This window comes from Halomonas salsilacus (assembly GCF_051216275.1).
Taxonomy (GTDB): Bacteria; Pseudomonadota; Gammaproteobacteria; order Pseudomonadales; family Halomonadaceae; genus Halomonas.
In genome coordinates this window covers 172,754-189,458 of sequence record NZ_JBPKAQ010000001.1, presented here as the reverse complement: position 1 = coordinate 189,458, position 16,705 = coordinate 172,754, and the positions used below count along the sequence as shown (strand labels likewise).

The window sequence follows — 16,705 nt, the reverse complement described above, 5'->3', positions numbered from 1 at the left end:
ACCTCCAGGCGCGACGCCACGAGGAGGCCCCGATGAATGCACAGACCCTGGTCGATGAACGCGGCGAGCTGTGGCTGGCGCTGGCGCCACTATGGCTGGAGCGCGAGCCCGGCGAGCGCAACTACGCGCACATGGTCGAGGTAATCGAGCGCCACGACCTGACGCTCAAGGAACTGGAGTGGATCTTCCGCCTGGAACTGGCCCCGGTGCTGGGGCGCCAGCAGATGTCGATGGTCGGCGAGTGGCGCCGCTTCGACGACTACAAGCTGATGAAGCAACTGGTGGCCCACAACCTGCGCCTCACCGGGTGGCGGCGCAAGAGCTGGATGCTCTTCTCGGGCCTGACCACCATGATGACCCGGCATCGCTGGAACGAGCTGATCGCACGACTGATGGTGGAAAGGGGAGAGACACCCCCATGATGACCTGGCTCTCCACACACCCTGCTGGAACGAGCTGATGGCCCGGCCTCCTACCCCTCTTCCAGGGCAATCTCCAGCGCCTCGCGCAGCACATCCTCGCCGTACCGCGGGGAGAAGCGGCGGATCACCCGGCCGTCCCTGCCCACCAGGAATTTGGTGAAGTTCCACTTGATCGCCGTGGTGCCCAGTACCCCGGGTGCCGCCTTGCGGAGTTCCACGAAAAGCGGGTGGGCGCCGGTGCCGTTGACCTTCACCTTCTCCATCAGCGGGAAGCTGACCTGGTACTCCCGGGCGCTTAGGGTGCAGAAGTCCAGGGCGGATTCCGGCGACTGGCCGGCGAACTGGTTGCAGGGAAAGCCGATCACCGCGAAACCCCGCTCGCGATGGCGGCGGTAGAGGCGCTCCAGCTCCTTCAACTGAGGCGTGAAGCCACAGCGGCTGGCGACGTTGACAATGAGCAGCACCTGGCCGCGCAGCGCGGCGAAGTTGAAGGGCTCGCCCTGGGCGGTGCGGCACTGGTGGTCGTGGATGGACATGCGCGCCCCTTCATGGTCGATAACCGTCACGATGCCACGCTGCCTGCGCCCGCGCCACCCCCCTGGCGGCGAGGAAGGCGCCGCAACCGGCGCCGCAGCCGGCTTCGCACTTCTGCCACCCGCCGGGCCAGCTGGCGGGTTCGCTGGCGATGCTCCTCGCGTTCCAGGGGAGCATAGCGCAGGCGTTCCAGGTGATGGGCGCAGTCGCGCAGCGCCGGCCCGGCATCGCCCGCCTCATTGGCCACCCGCCGCAGATGGGCCGAGGGGGACTCCCCGGGCCGAGGGCCCAGGCCCCGCCGCGAGAGCCACTCCTGCAGGCGATGAATGCGCAGCGCCTCGTCGCGCCCCTCCCGGTGTCCCCGCCAGGCCAGGCGCATCAGCGCCGCCAGCCCGGCAGCGATGGCGGCCGCCATCAGCAGCCCCAGCAGGCCGCCCAGCCAGCCACGCCCGGGGGCCAGCGCCACCATACGCTCCCACAGGGCGTGGAGCCCCGCGGTTACGCGGGCTATCAGGGCGTGGCGCGCCTCGCGCTGGTAACCGATCACCCCGCGCTGCCACTGGTACTCCAGGCGCTCCCAGTCCAGGCGCAGCCGATTGACCCAGCCCACCTCGCGCATGCGCAGCGGCGAGAAGGGGGCATCGGCCAGGAAGGCCTCGCGGCCGTCGTCGATGGCCTGTGGGCCCTCCTCGATGCGCTCCGGGGCGATCGCCGCGGTAGGGTCGAGGCGTTGCCAGGTGCCGTCGAGCCACACCTCGACCCAGGCGTGGGCGTCATAGTCGCGGAGGGTGAAATGGCCGTCGGGGTGGCGCTCGCCGCCCAGGAAGCCCGCCACCACACGGGCCGGCAGGCCCGCCGAGCGGGCCAGCACCGCCATGGCCGAGGCGTAGTGGGTGCAGTAACCGGCCAGGCTCTCGAAGAGGAATTCGTCGACCCGATTGGCCGAGGTCAGCCGCGGCGGCGACAGCGTATAGCGAAACGGCGCCTCGCCGAATCGCGCCATGATGGCCGCCAGGAAGGCGCGGGGCTCGCCGCCGCTCTCTCGCCACAGCCGCTCGGCCAGCTCGCGGGTGCGGGGGTTGCTCTCGGCGGGCAGCATGGTGTGCCAGGCGGGGCCGGCGGGGTCGGGGTTGGCCGGCGCCTGGCCGGTGCTGCTCATGCGCAACAGGCTGCGCGAGGCCAGCGGCGAGGTACCCTCCAGGGTGCCATCGGCCAGGAAGCGCAGGGGCTCGTCGCTGGTTAGCGCCGCACCCAGCGACGGGCGCCAGGGGCGGCTGTCCGGCTCCAGTAGCAGCTCCACCTCGAAGCGTGGTTCCTCGTCGAGCCAGGGCGACCGGCGGCCCTCGGCAACGAACTGGCCCAGCGGGCGGCCCAGGGTGGCGGCCAGGCGTTCGGGGGTGGTCCGCCGCCAGCGCTCGCCGTCGAAGTCGGACAGGGTGTAGACCCGCCAGTAGCGCTCGGCGGGGGCCGGCTCGACGCCCTCAAAGCGCGCCCGGAAGGCGCGGGCGTCGCTGCGCGAAAGCTGGGCGATGTCGCCCGGGGCGATCTCATCGGTGAGCCCGGTTGAGGCGCGATCGGCCTGGGGCAGGTTCCATAGCGGGCCGATGCGCGGAAAGACCGCAAACAGCATTACCATCAGCGGTGCCGAGAGGATCAGCAGCCAGACGCTCTCCCGCCAGGCCCTGCGCGCATCGCCCCCGGAGAGCCACACCAGCGAGTGCACCATCCAGGCCAGCACCACCAGCCCGCCGGCGGCCATCGGAATGCCCTGGTCGTGCAGGAAGGCCACGGTGGTAGCCACCAGCCCGATAGCCACCACCACCCGGCCATCCCGGCGGGTGTGGGTCTCGAGCAGCTTGAGCAGGTAAACCCCGACCAGCAGGCCGATCATGGCCTCCATCTGCCCCAGGGTGCCGTAGTGCAGCCACAGGCCGCCGGTCAGCGCCCCCACGCCGGCCAGGCGCAGCAGCACCCCGGCACGCCCCAGGCGCCGGCGCAGCTGCAGATAGCGAAAGCCAGCCACCAGAGCGGCGATGGCCGCCAGCCAGGCCGGCATCCAGGCCAGGTGCAGGGCCAGCACCAGGCACTGGCCGAGGAACAGCTGGCGCAGCATGGCGCCGCTGAGCATCCGGCCGTCGGCCAGCACCGCCTCACCGCCGACGCGTCCGGTCATGTTCCGCCTCACCTTGTGCCTCATCGTCCGGCTTCCCGTTCGCCCGCGGGGGAAAAGCATGCCAGCGCCTCCAGGGCCTGGCGGCGCTGATAGGGGCCCTCCCCATGGGGCAGGGTCACGCCGGGCAGGCGCAGGCCGTAGCGGTCGCCGGCGCGGTGGTGGGCCAGCACCCGGGCACAGAGCAGGGAGAGCCGCCGCTCGGGGTCGCCGCGGCAGGCGTCATAGTCGAGCCACAGCTGCTGGCGGGGCGGCAGGCTGAAGGCCTTGGCGGCCAGCACCCCGGTACGGCTCCACTGCTTCCAGGCCAGCCGGGCCGGGCTGTCGCCGAGTTCGGCGCGGCGCAGGCCGGCGAAGTCGGTGGCCTCCAGGCCCGCGCCGGCATGACGGTGCTCGGGCTCGTCATCCTCCAGGGGTCGCGGATAGACCAGCAGCCGTTCGTCGCTCTCGAGCCAGGCCAGGGCGCGCACCAGACCCAGCGGCCAGCGGGTCTCCAGGCGCAGCAGCGGCAGGCGCTGCTCGCCGCGCACGGGGGCCGGCAGGGCCAGGATGGCCTCACCCTGCCCCGCGGGCAGATCGATACGCGCCGAGGCGCCCCCGCCGTGGAGCTCCAGCGCCGTGCGCGGCCGCCCACCGGCCAGCGCCACGCCCAGGCGCGCCTCGCCGCCGGCGAACACCTCGTGGGGCAGCCGCAGGGTGGGAGTGACGCCGAACAGGTTGCGCCAGGCGCGCAGCAGAGCGACCACCCCCAGGCCGAACAGCCAGAACGCCAGCACATAGGCGAGGGTGTTCTGGTAGTTGATGCCGAACAGCAATAGCAGCAGCACCAGCACTGCCCAGCCCAGCCCGAAGCGGGTCGGCAGTAGGAAGAGCCGCCGCTGGGGGAGCGCGGCGCCCGGGGCGCTCGCCACGCGCCGCCACCAGCGCTCGCCCAGTGCCGCCAGCCTCATGCTCAGGTCGCCACCGGCACGCGGGCAAGCAGATGGCGCGCCAGGGCCTCGCCCTCCTCGCGCCGGCCGTTGCTGAGGCGATGGCCCGCCACCGGCCCCCAGACCGCCTGGACGTCTTCGGGCAGCACGTGGTCGCGCCCCTCGAGCAGCGCCCAGCCGCGGGCCGCCTGCAGCAAGGCCAGCGCCCCGCGGGTGGAGAGCCCCCAGGCCATCTCAGGGTGGTCGCGGCTGGCGGCCACCAGGGCCTGGACATAGTCGAGCAGCGCATCGGCCACGTGGATGTCGCCCAGTCGCGCCTGCCAGGCACGCAGGCGCTCGGCGTCCAGCAGCTCCGGCAGGGCCTCGAGGCGGACTCGCCCGGCGCGGCCGCGCAGGATCTCCCGCTCGGCGGCGCGGTCCGGGTAGCCCAGGGAGAGGCGCATCAGGAAGCGGTCGAGCTGGGATTCCGGCAGGGCGAAGGTGCCCGCCTGCTCCTGGGGGTTCTGGGTAGCGATCACGAAGAAGGGATCGGGCAGCGCCCGGGTCTCCCCCTCCACGGTCACCCGCCCCTCCTCCATGGCCTCGAGCAGGGCGCTCTGGGTCTTGGGGGTGGCGCGATTGATCTCGTCGGCCAGTACCACGTCGTGAAAGATGGGCCCCGGATGGAAGGTGAAGCGCGCCTCGCGGGGGTCGAACACCGAGACCCCGAGCACGTCGGCAGGCAGCAGGTCGCTGGTGAACTGCAAGCGCTGCATGTCGAGCCCGGTGACCCGCGACAGCGACTGGGCCAGGGTGGTCTTGCCCAGCCCCGGCAGGTCCTCGATCAGCAGGTGGCCGCGGCACAGCAGGCAGCAGAGCGCCAGGCGCACCTCCCGGGACTTGCCGAGCACCACCCCCTCCAGGGCCGCCACCACGGCTTCCAGGTCAGTGAGCCGAGCCGGGCGGTTCATGGCGTGGCCTCCAGCAGGCCGGCATCGAGCAGTTCCTGCAGCGCCTGGCGGGTGTCCGGGGTCACCCCCGAAAGCGCCAGGGCTTCCGCGGGCGGGCGCCAGAACACCTCGGCCACCTCCTCCGCCTGCAGCACCAGCGGGCCGTCGTGATCGACCACAAACAGGCTGCCGAAGATGTGATGGCCGCCCTCGGTGTGGACGAAGCCGCCCGCCGGCCTCAGCGGCACGCCGCGGATGCCGAGCTCCTCGGCCAGCTCGCGACGCGCCGCCAGGTGTTCCGCCTCGCCGGCCCCCACCACGCCGCCGGCGGCCAGGTCGAGCCCGCCAGGGAAGACCTCCTTGGTAAGAGTACGGCGCTGCACGCAGATCTCACCGCGGGCGTTGCGCACCACGATATAGGTGGCGCGATGCCAGAAGCGGAAGCGCCGCATGGCGGCACGCCAGGCGCTGCCGCAGGGCCGATTGCAAGCATCCACCAGCTGGATGCGCTCGCGGGCGACATGCGGCGTCGGCAGCGTCTCGTCGCGAAGGGCGTCGGTCATGGGCATCTCCCCGAGAAATGCCCCAAGCCTACCCAGTCGGCGCCGCGGCGTCACGTTGACCGCGCCCCATCCGCCCCCCATGCTCAATGCAACCCTCGCTGCTGGAGGTGCACCATGTCCGACCACGCTCCCCGCACCCGGCTGGCCACCCATCGGGTGACCAACCAGCCCGCCCCGCCGGGCGACATCGACCTGCTGGGCGGCGACACGCCGCTGCGCGAGGCCCTGGCCCGGGAGGCCCCCGACTGGGTCGCTCGCCGCCTGGCCCCGCTGAGCCGCGAGGCCGGCAGCGAGCGCGTCCAGGCGCTCGGCGAGGCCGCCAACCGCCACCCGCCGGAGCTGCGCCTCTTCGACCGCCACGGTCGACGCTTGGACGAGGTCAGCTACCACCCCGCCTACCACGAGCTGATGCGCCTGGCCATCGACCACGGCTGGCATGCCGTGGCCTGGCAGGAGGAGGGCCGCGGAGGCCACCAGGCCCATGTGGCGGCCCTCTACCTGCTGACCCAGGCCGAACCCGGGTTCTGCTGCCCGATCACCATGACCCATGCCGCCATGCCGGTGCTGCGCCACTCATCCCGAGCGAAGGCCCACTGGGCACCGGGGCTGCTGGCCTGGGACTACGACTCGCGCCCCCTGCCGGCCGAGGAGAAGATGGGCCTCACCTTCGGCATGGCGATGACCGAGAAGCAGGGCGGCAGCGATGTGCGCTCCAATTCCACGCGAGCCGACCCCTTCGCCACCACCCAGGCCGAGCCGGCCGAGGAGGGCTGGCGGCTCACCGGCCACAAGTGGTTCTGCAGCGCGCCGATGTCCGACGCCTTCCTGACCCTGGCCCAGACCGACGCCGGGCTCGGCTGCTTCCTGGTGCCGCGCTTCACGCCGGACGGCGAGCGCAACGCCATCGAACTGCAGCGCCTCAAGGAGAAGTGCGGCAATCGCGCCAATGCCTCGGCGGAGATCGAGTTCCGCCGCGCTTGGGCCGAGCCCATCGGCCCGCCGGGGCGCGGTATCGCCACCCTCCTCGAGATGGTCCAGCAGACTCGCCTGGACGCCGCCACCGCGCCGGTGGGCATGATGCGCCAGGCGTTGCTGGCGGCCTGGCGACACGTGCGCGAACGCCACGCCTTCGGCCGCGCGCTGGTCGAGCAGCCGCTGATGCGGGCGGTGATCGCCGACCTGGCCCTGGAGGTGGAAGCCGGGGTGGCTCTGACGATGCGGACCGCCCGGGCCTTCGACGGCGCCGCCCGCGGCGACGAGAGCGAAGGCGCCCTGGGCCGGCTGCTGCCGGCGCTGGCCAAGTACTGGCACAACAAGCGCAACCCCGGTTTCATGGCCGAGGCCATGGAGTGCCTGGGCGGCATCGGCTACGTGGAGGAATCCCCCCTGGCGCGACTCTACCGGGAGGCGCCGGTCAACTCGATCTGGGAGGGTTCGGGAAACGTGATCTGCCTGGACGTGCTGAGGGTGCTGGGCCGCCACCCCGAGGCAGTGTCCGCCTACTGGCAGGAGGTGGCGCCCGCCCGGGGCCAGGATCGCCATCTGGACACCGCCCTGGCCGAGCTGGAGCGGCTGGCCGTCGAACCCGCCGAGGCCCTGGAGCCCAGGGCTCGCTGGCTGACCCAGCGCCTGGCCCAGTGCCTCCAGGCGGCGCTGCTGGTGCAACACGCCCCTGAGGAGGTCGCCGACACTTTCTGTGCCACACGGCTGGGCGGTGAGGCCGGCCCCGCCTACGGCGTGCTGCCCAGCGGTTCGCCTTGTGCGGCGCTGCTGGCGCGGATCGCGTCCTGACTCGCCGCCACCTCGAGGATCGCCTCCGCGGGCATCGGGCGGGCCAGGCCATAGCCCTGCACATGGGTGCAGCCGAAGCGTTCCAGCAGCCCCAGGCTGGCCGGGTCCTCCACCCCTTCGGCCACCACCCGGATGCCCAGGCGCCGGCCCAGCAGCGCCACCGCCTCTACGATGGCGGCGTCCTGGGACTCCGCGTGGAGGTGCTGCACGAAGCTGCGGTCTACCTTGAGCTCGCTGATCGGCAGCAGCTGCAGCCGCGACAGCGACGAGAAGCCGATGCCGAAGTCGTCCACCGAGACCTCCAGCCCCCCCAGACAAAGCCGGGCCGCCACCTCGCTGCCCAGCAGCTCGTCATACATGGCGGCAGTCTCGGTGATCTCCAGCACCAGGGGAGGGTCCCCGGGGGAGCGCCCACCCACCAGTTCCAGCAGATCCGGACACATCAGGTCATCGGCGGTCACGTTGACCGAGACCGAGGGTGCGACCCCCTCGCGCAGCCAATGGGCCGAATCGGCCTGGGCACGGGCCAGCACGTGGCGGGTCAGGCGTTTGCCCTGGTCGGGAGAGAGCAGTGGCAGGAAGCTCGACGGACCGATCAGGCCGTGGACCGGGTGGGCCCAGCGCACCAGGGCCTCCACCCCGCTGAGCCGGCCCGTGGCGAGCTCGAACTGCGGCTGATAGTGCACCGCGAGTTCGTCCCGCAACAGCGCCTGCTCGAGCTCTTCACCGCAGAACAGCGGCTCGCCCCTGACCTCCAACGGCGCCCGACAGCCCACCCGCAGATTGTCCAGGCAGCGGCGCAGTTCGGCCAGGCGCATCGGCATGTCCAGGCAGCCCAGCATCTGCAGGCCCAGGGTGTGTCCCACCCGCTCGGCAATCCGCGCGATCTTGCGCTCGACGCCCGAGAGCAGCAGCACCCAGTCGCGATAGCCGGTTGCGGCCAGGCGGCGCAGCATCAGAAAGCCGTCCTCGCTGCCGAACCCCAGCCCCAGCACCACCAGGCGCGGTGGCCGGGCGGCCACTGCCGCGAGCAGCGCGGTCGACTGCTGATAGTGGCGGGTCTCCATACCCAGCACCTCGAACTGCAGGGAAAGCACGGCAGCGACGTCGGGGTCGGCCTCCAGGACCAGCGCCAGGGGCGCAGGGGACGAGTCGTACATGGGCGGCATTCCGGTCAGCGGGTAACAGAGCGTAACACCGCCTGATGAATCTCACACGATAGGTATGGCTCATCGCATTAACGCCGCTTACGCCAGCGGTCCGGCCACTACTCGCAACGCCAGGGCCAGCAGCATTCCCCCGGTCATGCGATTGATCCAGTGGGAACGCGCCTGCAGCCAGGGCAGCACCCGGGAGTGGGAGAGCCCCACCGCCACCAGCACGTACCAGGCGCTGTCGATGATCATCGCCGTTAGCACGATCACCGCCTTGGCGGTGAGACTCATGTCGGGCGTGACGAACTGGCTGAGCAGGGCGATGAAGAACAGGATCAGCTTGGGATTGCCGAGCGCGACCAGCATGCCCTCCCGGGCCGCCTGGCGCCGGGTGGTAGGCACCGCCCCCGCCTCCAGCGGGCCGGCACGACCGGCACGCAGGGCCTTGACGCCGAGCCAGGCCAGATAGGCCGCGCCGACCCAGGTAATCACCTGGAACAGCATCGGCTGGCGCACGATCAGCGCGCCGAGTCCCCACACCGTCAGCAGCGCATAGAAACCCACGCCCAGCGCATGGGAGAGCCCGGCCACCACCCCGGGGGCGCGACCGCCGCCCAGGGTATGGCGCAGCACCAGGGCCAGGCTGGGCCCCGGCGACATGGCTCCCATGGCGCAGACCGCCGCCAGGGAGAGCCAGAGAGAAAACGGCATGGTGGGAAACGCCCCTTCAGCGGTGGAACTGCTTCTCGCGTTCCGGCTGCCAGAAGATGGCATCGACCCGCAGCTTGACCTCGTGACCGTCCGGCAGCGGCCAGTCGATCACATCGCCGATGCGCAGGCCGATCAGTCCGGCACCCACCGGCGCCATGACCGAGATGCCATCCTCGGTGGTGGCCAGGGCGTGGGGGTAGACCAAGGTACGGATCATCTGGCGGTTGCGGGTCAGGTCGGTGAACTGGATCCGGCTGTTCATACTGACCACGTCCTCGGGAATCTCCTCGGGATCGATGACCTCACCGCGCTCGAGCTCTTCCTCGAGGGCGTCGGCGACGAAGAGATCCTTGGCGCTGGCTGCATCGATCAGACGCTGCAGGCGCTCGGCATCGAGCCGGTTGATGATGATGGGGGGGCGGTAAGACATGCGACCTCCTGATAGCCCGTCAACGCAGAGAGAAAAGCCTTGGCGGCCATCCAATAAAAACAGCCCTCCACCCGAAGGGGGGAAGGACTGTCGATTTCCTCCATCATAAGCCCAATGACGCGACTTGTCAGGCCCCCGTGCCCGGGCCGCGACGCCGGGTGGCCAAGACCACCGCCCCCACTACAGTCAGGGTCAGCCCCACGAAGGCCACCGGGTTCCAGGCGCTCCAGCCGAATAGTCCCAGCGCCACCCCAAGGCCAATCAAGCCCCAGGCAAAGCTCTTCACTCCCATGACAGGCTCCTTGTCCCCATGACACGCCCCCTGGCTGTTGGCAATCTCCCCAGCATGGGGCCACCGGCCGCCACCTTCAACCGCAGCGGGACACGTCGCCTCTTGACCACACCGGCCATATCGGCGCTCGTTGACAAAAATAGGCCTCTCGGGATTGTTGACAACACTGGCCATTCGGCACTATGGATATGATCAAAGGCACTCGCCTTTTCCCGGCCACCCCGGGTCTTACGTTCACACAGGATGCTGTCCATGGACGCCGTGCCCTGTCGCCCGTCTTTGTCCTCCGAACTGATCGACCAGCCGCTTGCCGACCCCGAGGTTCCCGACGCCTGCCTGGTGTTCGATACCGTTCTCGCCCGGCGCCTGGCCCAGGCCAAGGCGCTCCTCGACCGGCTGGAGCGCGACATCGACTCCCGCGATCTCAGCGCCCTTGCCGCGGCACGCATCGAGTTCGCCCAGGCCTCCCGCGCCGTGGCCGACGACCTGCTGGGCCGCGGCCTGGGGTAGCGGCCTGGGGTAGCGGGCTGGGGTAGCGGCCGCGACAGCCAGGGCGACTGGCCCGCGCCGGCATGGGCTACGGATAGTCGGACTGTCTTGGCTGTCCCTGCCAGATCGATGCGCCCTCGACCCACATGAGCGTAGCCGCATAAACGATTCTTTGCTGCAATGCAACAAAAAAGGGCCTATGGTGGTAGGTGTCCCACTCAGGAGGACTACTACCATGCAAGATTCCAACGCATTTACCTTCGATACCGAGGTCCTCGCGTTCTGGCACTGCCAGGCACAATGGCAAAGTGCCGCCTTCGAGGCCTATGTCGCCTACCTTGGCTGACACCCTGCCGCGGCCTGCTCGATACGTCCGTCGGCGTGACGCCGCCACGGCGGTACCGGTCAGACACCGGCAAGCCGTCATCTAGACAGGGTTCTTGCAAGAGGCCCAGCATCAAGTCGCCCTTAGGGGGAACACCATCCCTCGAAGGGCGCCCTTGCGTCGGTAACACAGCCCTTCTCCTTACGATCGGCCATCGACTTCTGGCCCCCGCCTCGGTGAGATTGGCCCGGGCGCCGTCTCCTGTCCTAGACTGGCGGATTCATCGTCACGCGAAGGAGAGACACCATGCAGTCACGCTACTTCACCATCAACGATTTCCCCCAGGGCACACCGGCACGCGAGCTGTTCGAGCTGCACGAGGCCGAGCTGCCCGCCCTGGCCGAGGGCGAGGTGCGCATCCGCAACACCTGGCTGTCAGTGGACCCCTACATGCGCGGGCGCATGAGTGGCGTGAAGACCTACATCGACCCCTTCGTCATCGGCGAGCCGCTGGAAGGCGCCGCGGTGGGCGAGGTGATCGAGTCTTGCGATACGCGCCTGGCCGTGGGCGACAAGGTTCGGCACATGGCCGGCTGGCGGGACATCGCCCAGCTACCGGGAGACCAGGTGGAGCCGCTGCCGGCCATACAGGTACCGGAGCAGGCCTATCTGGGCGTATTGGGCATGCCGGGCATGACCGCCTGGACGGGCCTGAACAAGATCGCGGAGATGAAGGAGGGCGACAACGTGCTGGTCAGTGCCGCCAGCGGCGCGGTGGGCTCGCTGGCCGTGCAACTGGCCAAGGCCCGGGGTGGCACCGTGGTGGGCATCGCCGGGGCCCCCGAGAAGCTCGAGTGGCTGGAGTCCCACGGCATCAAGGCGGTGAGCTACCGCGACCGAGACACCCAGCAGCTGACCGAGGCGCTTCAAGCGGCCTGCCCGGAGGGCTTCGACGTTTACTACGAGAACGTCGGCGGCGTCTGCCTGGAGGCGGCCCTCAACACCCTGCGGACCAACGGCCGTATCGCCGTGTGCGGGATGATCACCCGCTATAACGCCGAGGGGCCGACACCGGGGCCGAGCAACCTGGCCATGGTGCTGATCAAGCGCCTGCGCATGCAGGGCTTCATCATCTTCGACCACTGGGCCGACTATCCGCGCTTCCTGGAAAAGGTCGGCCCGAAGGTCGCCAACGGCGAGATCGACTACGCGGAGACCGTCGAGGAGGGCCTCGAACGCACGCCGGACGCCTTCCTGGCCCTGTTCGAGGGCACCAACACCGGCAAGATGCTGGTAAGGCTCTGACCCAGGTTGATCCACGTCACATCGAGGCAGATGACGACCATAGGATGGCTGATGACGCCGGCATTCGGTGATAGCTTAACGGGAAATAACAACGAGGATCCGCGATGAGTGAGCGGAAATGGCGAATGTCCGCGGCAACCTCCCATAGCCTCACGCCCCCATGACGTCCTTCCCCGATACCTCCCCGTCGGCCATCTGGGGCCACGCCCCCCTGCTCGATCGGCTCCAGACCCCGGTCTGGATCTTCGATATCGAGCAGGCGCGAATGCACTATGCCAATGCCGCCGCCGTGAGGCTCTGGGGTGCCGAAGCCCCCCAGGAGCTCTATGCCCGCGACTTCGCCTCGACCATGAGCGAGGCGACGCGTCGGCGCCTGGCGGACTACCTCCCGCGCCTGATGCGGGGCGAGGTCATCGATGAGCACTGGAGCTTCTACCCCGGCGACCAGGCCATCTCGATGCACTGTCGCTGCAGCGGCGTCGCCATCGATGATGACCGAACCGGCATGCTGGTGGAGGGGCTGGAGAACAACATCTCCCTGGATGCCTCCAGCCTGCGCGCCCTGGAGGCCGTGAGGCACACGCCCATGATGGTCTCGGTGTTCGACGCCCAGGGGAAACCGCTGGTCCACAACCCGGCCGCCCTCGCCGCCCGCCGTGGGCTGACCGCCTTCGTGGATTGCTTCACGGATCATAATGCTGCCGAGCGGCTCCTCCACGAGATGCAGAGCGAGCCCCGATGCTCCCGGGAGGCGATCATGCGGATCGCCGAGGGGGAGCGCTGGCACCATGTCGACCTGTGCCGCGCCACCGACCCCAAGACGGGCCGGCCAATGATCGTGATGGGGGAGTTCGACATCACGCCGCGCAAGAAGCTGGAGACCGCCCAACTCGTCTCCAAGCGCCAGCTGGAGGTGGTCATCGAGGGCCTGGACGTGGGCCTGCTGCTCGAGGACGAGAACCGTAGGGTTATCGTGGCCAACCAGGCCTTCTGCAACCTGTTCGCCGGCGGGGCGCCTCCCGACGCGCTCGTGGGCATGGATTGCCGAGAAACCGCCCAGTCCGCGAAGGTCCACTACACCGAACCGGAAGGCTTCGTGTCGCGCATAGAGGAGCTCGTCACGGCGAAGCGCAAGCAGGCCCGCGACCTGCTGGCACTGGAGGATGGTCGCTTCTTCGAGCGCGCCTACACGCCGCTATTCGTCGCCGATGAGTACCACGGCCACCTCTGGGTGTATCGGGACATCACCCGGCAGCGACACCAGGAGGCTGACTGGGCCCACAAGGCCAGCACCGACCCCTTGACCGGGCTGGCCAATCGGCGCTCCTTCGACGAATCCGCCAGACGCATCGCCAGATCGGTTAAGGAAGACGAGCTTCAGGCGGCCCTGTTGATGATCGACATCGATCGCTTCAAGGCCATCAACGACACCCTGGGCCACGCCGAGGGCGACAAGGGCCTGCGGCTGCTGGCGAACACCCTGCGACACCACCTGCGCCAGAGCGACCTGCCCTGCCGAACCGGCGGGGAGGAGTTCATGGTGATCCTGCCCGGCATGTCCCCCGAGGAAGCCAGGGCCGTTGCCTGGCGCCTGCTGCGCCAGATCGCCGAGGCCACGATCGAAGCGGAGGAGCTGCCCTTCTACTTCACGGTAAGTATCGGCGTCACTAGCTTCAGGCCGACCGATGCGAGCATCGAGGCCACCACCCGCCGGGCCGACACCGCCATGTACCAGGCCAAGCACGAGGGCAGAAACCGCGTGGCGGTTCGCTGAGGGTGATGGGGGTCTATCCCTAAGGGGTCCACCGGTGCCTGCCCCCGCCTTTCCGGAAAGGAAATGGAGGCCGGGTGAGATGTCGTGACATCTCACCCGGCCTCGTCTTGATGCATATCGGGTCAACTGGCGCCGTCGGGTTCAGCAGATCTCCTCCCAGATCCGGTCCTTGAAGTCCTGCGGCAGCTCGGCCACCTTGCCGAGGCGTGTCATTTGGGCATCGCCCAGGTCCGTGGCGGCCTGGCGGTAGCACCCGGTGAGAGTGGCGGGATTGAAGAGTGTCTGGGGATCGGACAGGCATTCAGCCACCTTGCGGCTCGACTCGTTCCAGGCGCTCAGGAACTCGGCCTCCACCTGGATCGCTTCGAGCGTGGATTCCATCCATGCCCGCTGCAGCCTGGCCAAAGGGTGTGAAGCATCCATCCAGTGCTGCATCCACCAGTTGAGGATCGGCTGCGACACCTCGGCGGCACTCTCCGGAAGGGTAACAACATGAAGTGGAGTCGCTTGAACCGTAGATTCTTGTTGAGCAACAGCCATTGCTAACACCTCTCAGAACGATGGTGTGTGACTAACACCGTTGAGTGTAGCGCTGGGCTAAGGAGCCTTTAAGACGATTTCGGCACGACGTTAGTAATATCAGGGACTGACTTGTCAGCATCGGTTTTTCGGACAACATGGTCACGAAACATTACCTCTTGTGACCAAAATTGCCATCCCCAATGCCGTGACAACAGGAAAGCGACATATTCCTTACCGCTAGGAAGCCTAACCCGACCGGTGCAAGGCCTCCGGGGTGTTGTCGGCAGGTCCCTGTTTTTCAATGCTCCGTCAGAAAACCGAGGATGGCGGCCGTGAACGCCTCGACGGCGTGCACCGGTCCGTCATGGTTGACGCCGGGGATCATCCGCACTTCGGCCTGGGGCTGGCACCGCACCATAGTGTCGGCAATCGACCCATAGAAGAGATCGCTATGCTCGCCCTTGAGGATCAGGGTTGGCTGCTCGAGGGTCGCCAGGTCGTCGCAAATGATGATGGGCAGTGTAATGGCGACCTGGAGTGACACCGTGCGGGCGTTATCCCGCCAGATGCTGCGCATATATTCGGGTTCCTGCTCGAAACCACCGGGCGAGCGCTGGAACACAGCCTCGATGAATCGCCGGGTGGCCAGTTCCGCATCGCTGGCCTCCAGTGCCTCCATGGCCGGGCCGTATTTCTTGCTCTCCTCGCCGATGGCGGCCTGAGTGTCCTCCGGCAACTCGGCGACCAACGAGGGGATATGCGGTTCATAATGCACCATGCCGCGCACCAGTTCCGGGTGCTCCAGCGCCACCTGCGTTGCGACCTGACCGCTGTAAGACCAAGTGACCAGGTAGGCTGGCCCGACATCCAGTGCACGGAGCAAGTCGGCCAGGTCGGCGGCGTGGGTCTCACTGGAGAACTGCTCGCCATCGTCCGGCCAGGGCTCGGTGCCGAAATAGCGCTGGGTATAGGCGATGATGCGGTGTTCGCGGGCGATTGCCTCGCGGTACGGTTCCCAGACCCGATGATCGGCAATCGCAGCGGGCACGAACACGACGGGGGTGCCCTCCCCCTCGTCGACATAGGTCAGTGTGACTCCGTTGACCTCCACCGTGGAGGTCTGCTGGGCGAATACGGGGGAAGTCTGGCCGGCCAGAGCGACGGCGGCAGACAGCATGAGCACAGTGAATGATTTGGGCATGGCGACTCTCCCCTTCCAACGGTGATTGGTCGTGGACACCGGCCGTTGTGCCACCACCAGGGTTGACGGTGGCTCTGAAATCAGCTTAGCCCTGATATTGCACCGATGCCGCGAGTTTGGCCTGCTATGGGAGCAGGGCCATTAAAGCAACGGTCACGGACTTGAAATGGACTACGGGCGGGCAAAATCGGGGATGCGAAAGCGCCGGCGATAGGCGCTCGGGGCGAGGCCGGTGGTGCGCTCGAACAGGCGCCGGAAAAACGCCGAGTCCTCATAGCCGACCCGCCAGCTGATCTCTTCGATCGAGGCCTCGGTGCGTTCGAGCCGGCGCTTGGCGTCTTCGATACGCAGGCGCTGGACGTAGGCGATCGGCGTCAGGCCGGTGGCATTCGCGAAGCGCCGCTTGAAGGTGCGTTCGGCCAGCGACGAACGTTCGATCATCGCCTCCACCGGGTGGGCGAGCGAGAAGTGTTCCTCCAACCACTGCTGCGCGCGCTGGATCTCGCCATCGCCATGGTCGGTCTTGCCCGCGAACACCAGGTAGGGCGTGAGCCCATCCTGGTGCCATTGAAGCGCGAACAGCCGCGCCACCTCCTGCGCCGTAGTCGCACCGGCGTAGCGCACGATGAGATAGAGCGCCAGGTCGTGCCAACTCATGGAGGCGCCGGAGCTCACCAGTTCCTCGTGCTGACCGGCAATCACCAGCACGCGCTCGGGGTGAGTCGACACGGCGGGGTAGCTGGTCGTGAACGCTTGCGCACCGAGTAACACCGAAGGAACGATCACGATGTCGCTCGTCTCGACGGTGTCGATAGAGCGCTGGACATCGATCGGCACGCCACTGGCCAGCGCCAGTGCCCCCACTGTCTCCCCCACGATCTCGATATGGAACGGGGCAGGGGCATTGGGTGGCACCAAGCCCATGAGCGCCACCCCGTTCAGCACGTCGAAGAGTCCGGCGAGCGTGGAGACCACGGCATCAGGCAGTGCCACGAGGCTGACGAGCCGGGGGCTCGCCCCGGGCAAAATGGCAGTTCCGGTCACGGTGCCTGGCTCTTCACGGGTGAAGTTTCAGTGTGGCACGAGCGGACCGAACGCGGGTGATTTCGGCTCTTCAGCGGGCCGTGCCGTACGGAGATGATGATCGGGACGCTGGACCCCGAC

17 protein-coding genes are annotated in these 16,705 nt (G+C 68.5%); 5 read left to right on the top strand and 12 right to left on the bottom strand.

Features of this window, described 5'->3' with window-relative positions; genetic code table 11:
- Positions 1-32: 32 nt before the first annotated feature.
- The gene (locus ACR80S_RS00875) at positions 33-422 is read left to right on the top strand and encodes a DUF7079 family protein (RefSeq protein ID WP_435402302.1); all 390 of its coding nucleotides are present in this window, start codon (positions 33-35) and stop codon (positions 420-422) included.
- A gap of 50 nt (positions 423-472) precedes the next feature.
- Here the strand turns inward: ACR80S_RS00875 and ACR80S_RS00870 are convergent, their stop codons facing one another.
- Genes ACR80S_RS00870 through ACR80S_RS00850 form a run of 5 tightly spaced genes read right to left on the bottom strand, consistent with a single transcriptional unit; the run spans position 473 to position 5,547 of the window.
- A complete protein-coding gene (locus tag ACR80S_RS00870; protein ID WP_435400635.1) occupies positions 473-958 on the bottom strand; it encodes a glutathione peroxidase in 486 nt (161 codons plus the stop codon).
- A 26-nt stretch (positions 959-984) separates the two neighbouring features.
- Positions 985-3,129 carry a transglutaminase TgpA family protein gene (locus ACR80S_RS00865; protein WP_435402301.1) on the bottom strand — a complete coding sequence of 715 codons (2,145 nt, stop codon included), beginning with the start codon at positions 3,127-3,129 and terminating at the stop codon, positions 985-987.
- Between the two features lie 20 nt (positions 3,130-3,149).
- The gene (locus tag ACR80S_RS00860) at positions 3,150-4,076 is read right to left on the bottom strand and encodes a DUF58 domain-containing protein (protein WP_435400637.1); all 927 of its coding nucleotides are present in this window, start codon (positions 4,074-4,076) and stop codon (positions 3,150-3,152) included.
- Positions 4,077-4,078: 2 nt separating this feature from the next.
- Positions 4,079-5,005, bottom strand: a complete 927-nt coding sequence (locus ACR80S_RS00855) for an AAA family ATPase (RefSeq protein ID WP_435400638.1) — start codon at positions 5,003-5,005, stop codon at positions 4,079-4,081.
- A complete protein-coding gene (locus ACR80S_RS00850) occupies positions 5,002-5,547 on the bottom strand; it encodes an NUDIX hydrolase (RefSeq protein ID WP_435400639.1) in 546 nt (181 codons plus the stop codon). The genes ACR80S_RS00855 and ACR80S_RS00850 overlap by 4 nt, the downstream gene beginning before the upstream one ends.
- A 114-nt stretch (positions 5,548-5,661) precedes the next feature.
- Here ACR80S_RS00850 and ACR80S_RS00845 point away from each other — a divergent pair, with 114 nt between their 5' ends.
- Positions 5,662-7,338, top strand: coding sequence for an acyl-CoA dehydrogenase family protein (locus tag ACR80S_RS00845; protein ID WP_435402300.1), 1,677 nt, complete (start codon positions 5,662-5,664; stop codon positions 7,336-7,338).
- Here the strand turns inward: ACR80S_RS00845 and ACR80S_RS00840 are convergent.
- From ACR80S_RS00840 to ACR80S_RS00825, 4 genes are all read right to left on the bottom strand, one after another.
- The gene (locus tag ACR80S_RS00840) at positions 7,278-8,498 is read right to left on the bottom strand and encodes an EAL domain-containing response regulator (RefSeq protein ID WP_435400641.1); all 1,221 of its coding nucleotides are present in this window, start codon (positions 8,496-8,498) and stop codon (positions 7,278-7,280) included. The genes ACR80S_RS00845 and ACR80S_RS00840 overlap by 61 nt on opposite strands.
- Before the next feature lie 87 nt (positions 8,499-8,585).
- On the bottom strand, positions 8,586-9,203 hold the full coding sequence (locus ACR80S_RS00835; RefSeq protein ID WP_435402299.1) for a LysE family translocator: 618 nt from the start codon (positions 9,201-9,203) through the stop codon (positions 8,586-8,588).
- 16 nt (positions 9,204-9,219) lie between these two features.
- A complete protein-coding gene (gene rnk / locus ACR80S_RS00830; RefSeq protein WP_435402298.1) occupies positions 9,220-9,633 on the bottom strand; it encodes a nucleoside diphosphate kinase regulator in 414 nt (137 codons plus the stop codon).
- Between the two features lie 127 nt (positions 9,634-9,760).
- The gene (locus ACR80S_RS00825) at positions 9,761-9,925 is read right to left on the bottom strand and encodes a hypothetical protein (RefSeq protein ID WP_435400644.1); all 165 of its coding nucleotides are present in this window, start codon (positions 9,923-9,925) and stop codon (positions 9,761-9,763) included.
- 252 nt (positions 9,926-10,177) lie between these two features.
- On the opposite strand from ACR80S_RS00825, the gene ACR80S_RS00820 reads away from it, so the two are divergent.
- From ACR80S_RS00820 to ACR80S_RS00810, 3 genes are all read left to right on the top strand, one after another.
- A complete protein-coding gene (locus ACR80S_RS00820; protein ID WP_435400645.1) occupies positions 10,178-10,435 on the top strand; it encodes a hypothetical protein in 258 nt (85 codons plus the stop codon).
- A gap of 610 nt (positions 10,436-11,045) precedes the next feature.
- A complete protein-coding gene (locus tag ACR80S_RS00815) occupies positions 11,046-12,044 on the top strand; it encodes an NADP-dependent oxidoreductase (RefSeq protein ID WP_435402297.1) in 999 nt (332 codons plus the stop codon).
- A 160-nt stretch (positions 12,045-12,204) separates the two neighbouring features.
- Positions 12,205-13,818, top strand: a complete 1,614-nt coding sequence (locus tag ACR80S_RS00810; protein WP_435402296.1) for a sensor domain-containing diguanylate cyclase — start codon at positions 12,205-12,207, stop codon at positions 13,816-13,818.
- Between the two features lie 141 nt (positions 13,819-13,959).
- On the opposite strand, the gene ACR80S_RS00805 is transcribed toward ACR80S_RS00810, so the two are convergent.
- From ACR80S_RS00805 to ACR80S_RS00795, 3 genes are all read right to left on the bottom strand, one after another.
- Entirely contained in the window at positions 13,960-14,358 is a 399-nt protein-coding gene (locus tag ACR80S_RS00805) for a hypothetical protein (RefSeq protein ID WP_435402295.1), read from the bottom strand.
- A gap of 280 nt (positions 14,359-14,638) precedes the next feature.
- Positions 14,639-15,541, bottom strand: a complete 903-nt coding sequence (locus tag ACR80S_RS00800) for an alpha/beta fold hydrolase (RefSeq protein WP_435402294.1) — start codon at positions 15,539-15,541, stop codon at positions 14,639-14,641.
- Positions 15,542-15,712: 171 nt separating this feature from the next.
- The gene (locus ACR80S_RS00795) at positions 15,713-16,585 is read right to left on the bottom strand and encodes a GlxA family transcriptional regulator (protein ID WP_435402293.1); all 873 of its coding nucleotides are present in this window, start codon (positions 16,583-16,585) and stop codon (positions 15,713-15,715) included.
- Between the last annotated feature and the right edge of the window lie 120 nt (positions 16,586-16,705).

Bases quoted from the DNA above. Each gene is read 5' to 3' on its own strand.
- ACR80S_RS00875 (WP_435402302.1), top strand. From the start codon at position 33: ATGAATGCACAGACCCTGGTCGATGAACGCGGCGAGCTGTGGCTGGCG.
- ACR80S_RS00870 (WP_435400635.1), bottom strand. From the start codon at position 958: ATGTCCATCCACGACCACCAGTGCCGCACCGCCCAGGGCGAGCCCTTC.
- ACR80S_RS00865 (WP_435402301.1), bottom strand. From the start codon at position 3,129: ATGACCGGACGCGTCGGCGGTGAGGCGGTGCTGGCCGACGGCCGGATG.
- ACR80S_RS00860 (WP_435400637.1), bottom strand. From the start codon at position 4,076: ATGAGGCTGGCGGCACTGGGCGAGCGCTGGTGGCGGCGCGTGGCGAGC.
- ACR80S_RS00855 (WP_435400638.1), bottom strand. From the start codon at position 5,005: ATGAACCGCCCGGCTCGGCTCACTGACCTGGAAGCCGTGGTGGCGGCC.
- ACR80S_RS00850 (WP_435400639.1), bottom strand. From the start codon at position 5,547: ATGACCGACGCCCTTCGCGACGAGACGCTGCCGACGCCGCATGTCGCC.
- ACR80S_RS00845 (WP_435402300.1), top strand. From the start codon at position 5,662: ATGTCCGACCACGCTCCCCGCACCCGGCTGGCCACCCATCGGGTGACC.
- ACR80S_RS00840 (WP_435400641.1), bottom strand. From the start codon at position 8,498: ATGTACGACTCGTCCCCTGCGCCCCTGGCGCTGGTCCTGGAGGCCGAC.
- ACR80S_RS00835 (WP_435402299.1), bottom strand. From the start codon at position 9,203: ATGCCGTTTTCTCTCTGGCTCTCCCTGGCGGCGGTCTGCGCCATGGGA.
- rnk (WP_435402298.1), bottom strand. From the start codon at position 9,633: ATGTCTTACCGCCCCCCCATCATCATCAACCGGCTCGATGCCGAGCGC.
- ACR80S_RS00825 (WP_435400644.1), bottom strand. From the start codon at position 9,925: ATGGGAGTGAAGAGCTTTGCCTGGGGCTTGATTGGCCTTGGGGTGGCG.
- ACR80S_RS00820 (WP_435400645.1), top strand. From the start codon at position 10,178: ATGGACGCCGTGCCCTGTCGCCCGTCTTTGTCCTCCGAACTGATCGAC.
- ACR80S_RS00815 (WP_435402297.1), top strand. From the start codon at position 11,046: ATGCAGTCACGCTACTTCACCATCAACGATTTCCCCCAGGGCACACCG.
- ACR80S_RS00810 (WP_435402296.1), top strand. From the start codon at position 12,205: ATGACGTCCTTCCCCGATACCTCCCCGTCGGCCATCTGGGGCCACGCC.
- ACR80S_RS00805 (WP_435402295.1), bottom strand. From the start codon at position 14,358: ATGGCTGTTGCTCAACAAGAATCTACGGTTCAAGCGACTCCACTTCAT.
- ACR80S_RS00800 (WP_435402294.1), bottom strand. From the start codon at position 15,541: ATGCCCAAATCATTCACTGTGCTCATGCTGTCTGCCGCCGTCGCTCTG.